The organism is Corallococcus sp. AB049A, from assembly GCF_003668885.1.
GTDB lineage: Bacteria > Myxococcota > Myxococcia > Myxococcales > Myxococcaceae > Corallococcus > Corallococcus interemptor.
In genome coordinates, this window is sequence record NZ_RAWL01000669.1 from 1 (window position 1) to 2,905 (window position 2,905).

General features: G+C 71.6%; 4 protein-coding genes. 2 read left to right on the forward strand and 2 right to left on the reverse strand.

All coding sequences use genetic code 11. The features are described 5' to 3' along the window. The first annotated feature begins 91 nt into the window (after window positions 1–91). Both D7X55_RS38040 and D7X55_RS38045 read left to right on the forward strand, forming a co-directional pair. Window positions 92–454: a response regulator gene (locus D7X55_RS38040; protein ID WP_014395148.1), complete on the forward strand. Its 363-nt coding sequence runs from the start codon at window positions 92–94 to the stop codon at window positions 452–454. A 78-nt stretch (window positions 455–532) separates the two neighbouring features. Next, window positions 533–994 (forward strand): DUF2007 domain-containing protein, encoded by a 462-nt coding sequence (locus D7X55_RS38045; protein ID WP_120552607.1) that lies wholly within the window; start codon window positions 533–535, stop codon window positions 992–994. On the opposite strand, the gene D7X55_RS38050 is transcribed toward D7X55_RS38045, so the two are convergent. After that, window positions 991–1,899 carry an N-acetylmuramoyl-L-alanine amidase-like domain-containing protein gene (locus D7X55_RS38050; protein WP_121725597.1) on the reverse strand — a complete coding sequence of 303 codons (909 nt, stop codon included), beginning with the start codon at window positions 1,897–1,899 and terminating at the stop codon, window positions 991–993. The two genes, D7X55_RS38045 and D7X55_RS38050, sit on opposite strands and share 4 nt — an antisense overlap. Then, on the reverse strand, window positions 1,896–2,891 hold the full coding sequence (locus D7X55_RS38055; protein WP_120552610.1) for a HEAT repeat domain-containing protein: 996 nt from the start codon (window positions 2,889–2,891) through the stop codon (window positions 1,896–1,898). The genes D7X55_RS38050 and D7X55_RS38055 overlap by 4 nt, the downstream gene beginning before the upstream one ends. Window positions 2,892–2,905 lie beyond the last annotated feature (14 nt).

Genomic DNA, 2,905 nt, shown 5'->3' on the forward strand with positions numbered 1-2,905 from the left:
CGCCTGCCCTCCCCCGAAGCAGCCGGCCGGACGTCACCGCGCCCGGGACGCGGTGGACGAATCCCCCCGAGCACCGGGTTGCTCTAGTCGCATGGATGGCGAGCGAATCAAGGTGCTGCTGGTGGAGGACGACGGGGACAGCCGCGAGCTCCTGGCGGAGCTCCTGGAGGACGACTTCGAGGTCACCACCGCGTCGGACGGCGTGGCGGGCCTCAAGGCGTTCGAGGCCACCCACCCCGACGTCGTCGTGACGGACGAATCCCTGCCTGGAATGAACGGCACGGAGCTGGCGCAGCAGGTGAAGGAGCGCGAGCCCAGGGCCCGCGTCGTCCTGGTCTCCGGCTATGCGCAGGTGGAGGGCGCGGACTACTGCGATGCCGTGTTGCGCAAGCCCATCGACGTGGAGCGCCTCAGCCGCATGGTGGGCGAGCTGGGGGACGCGGCACGGCACTGACGGAAATTCGCGCGGGGCTCAAGCCTGCCATCCGCGCGAGCCGTTCCTAACTTTCCAGCCATCGCCCAGGAGGGCCCCATGAGGTACTGCGCACGGTGTGGCTCGGAGTATCAGGACAGTGTCGTGGACTGCACGGATTGCCCCAACCACCCACCGCTCGTCTCCGCGGAGGAGATGCGCGAGCGGGGGCTGCCCCTGCCCCATGAGCTGGATCAGCGCCGCTTCGTGAGGGCGGGCATCGCGGACGACCCCGTGACGGCCCAGATCTTCGCGGACGTGCTGGAGGAGCACCGCATCCCGCTCATCGTGCGGCCCGGCCGCTCGGGGGTGGTGGACGAGCTGACCACGGGCAACCTGCTGCCCTGGTGGGAGCTCCTGGTGCCGGACACCGACCAGGTCCGCGCCGCCCGGCTCCTGGAGGAGGAGAAGATCCAGGGGCGCGCCTACGCGGACGAGGCCGGCCGCGCGGCGGAGGAAGAGGAGCTCGAGGACGAGCGCGCGCGCCAGGCGCCCGTCGACACGGCCCCCCCAGCTCTTTAGGGCGTCCCCACGTCCGCGCTGCCACGGGCGGGCGTGGGCTGGGACGCGACGGTGGCGGGCGGACGCCGGGCCTCGAAGAGGCTCACGCCCGTCACGCGCCATTTGTCATAGCGCGCGTTGCGGGCGAGGAACGTCTCCAGGTCCTCGTCCACCACGCGGTTGTAGCCGCCCCTGGACGCGTGGCGCAGGAACGTGCGCTTCTTCTTCTGCACCACGAAGCCCAGGTGGGTGATGCGCGTGGCCTTCAGCGGCAGGTCCTCGCGCATCACGACGAGGATGGTGCCGGAGGGCACGCCGTGCGCGTGCTCCAGCACCTTGTCCAACGGAATCATGTTCAGCGTGAAGGTGCCCACGGGCTGGCGCTCGCGGGGCAGCTGCAGCGCCATGGACGACTTCGACTGCCAGGTGTGCGCGGTGAGCGTCTTGGTGACGGGGACGGTGTCGTCCTTCGCGTACTTGCGAGTGACGTCCACCAGCAGGCCCTTCTTGATGTTGTTGGGCAGCCACTGCGCTTCCATCAGGTGGTTGCGGTCCTCGTAGGTGGGCGTGCTCGCGTAGCGGATCCGCTCCAGCAGCGCCGGCACCTCCGGCTCGCCGCGCGCCAGGCCCAGGGCCAGCGTCTCCTCCACGAAGGTGAGGCAGTCCACCGCGTCCAGGCGGAAGGTGGGGTCCGGGTCCACGCCCTGCCCTTCGCCCAGTGGAGACAGGACGTAGGGCGTGTTGAGGAACTTCTCGCTCATGCCCAGCAGGCGCTCCGCCAGCGGGGACTCGGCCTTGTCCGCGATGAGGGCCGCGCGCTGCTCGGGCGTGAGGGCAATCCAGCCGTTCTGCCGCACGGGAGGCGACACCGGAGCTTGGGGAGCCTGGGACAGCAGCGAGAGCGCGAGCACACCCCACAGGCTCACGGCGCCACCCCGGCCTTGCGCAGGATGGCCTTGCGCCGGTCGTCCGCCAGCTGGAGCGTCTCCAGCTCCTTCTCGTAGACGAGCTTCTCCTCCCCCTTCGCGTTCCACGACGCGAGCACCAGCCAGTCCAGCGACGCGGCATCGCCGCCCTGGTACAGCACGCGCGCGGCGGAGGCCGCCAGGGTGCGGTCCGCGTCCTTCAGGAGCGGCGTCAGCAGAGGGCTGGCCTTCTTCGCCGGCACGCCCTCGAAGAGCACCAGCCCCTGGCGGCGCACGAACTTGTCGCTGTTGCCCAGGAGCTTCTGCGCGAAGGCGAAGCCCTCCGGGGCGCCCAGCCGGCACAGGCCCCGGGCCGCGGCGAAGCGCGTGCTCTCCGAGTCGCTGTCCAGGTACGTCTTGAGCGCGGCCTTCTGCTTCGCGTCGCCGCTGGCGCCCACGGCCTCCAGGAGCGCGGCGCGGACCTCCAGGTCCTGCTCGTCCTTCACGGCGGCCATCAGCGGCTTGCCCATCTTCGGGTTCCGGGAGGCCCCCAGCGCCCGCGCCGCCTCGCGGCGCACGCCGCTGCTCTTGTCCTGGAGCAGCGGCAGCACGGCGGCGGTGTTGCGGCTGCCCAGCCGGGCCAGCCCCTGCGCCGCGTACATGCGCACGGCGCTGTCGCCGTCCGTCGTCATCTTCACCAGCGTGGGCTCACCGGAGCGCGCGCCCAGCGACGCCAGCAGCGCCACCAGGTTGCGGCGGGTGCGCTCCTCGTGCGTGGTGCGCAGGATGGGGCCAATCTCCTCCGCCGCGTAGGCCTCCTCGCGCAGGAAGCGCAGGCGCGACGTGGCGGGGGGCACCGGGGCGCCGTTGGCCACCTGGGCCAGGACGGTGTCCGCCTCCGCGCGGCTCTGGGCCTTCTTGGACGCGGACCCGGGGCCGGCCAGGCCGGTCAGGGGCAACAGCAGGACGACGAGCAGGGCACGGACGGACGGAGGACGCACAGGGGCACCCATGCCTGTCTCTTATA

What these genes read in the sequence shown, in the direction of transcription:
- D7X55_RS38045 (WP_120552607.1), top strand. Translation starts at nt 533, where the DNA reads ATGAGGTACTGCGCACGGTGTGGCTCGGAGTATCAGGACAGTGTCGTG.
- D7X55_RS38055 (WP_120552610.1), bottom strand. Translation starts at nt 2,891, where the DNA reads ATGGGTGCCCCTGTGCGTCCTCCGTCCGTCCGTGCCCTGCTCGTCGTC.
- D7X55_RS38040 (WP_014395148.1), top strand. Translation starts at nt 92, where the DNA reads ATGGATGGCGAGCGAATCAAGGTGCTGCTGGTGGAGGACGACGGGGAC.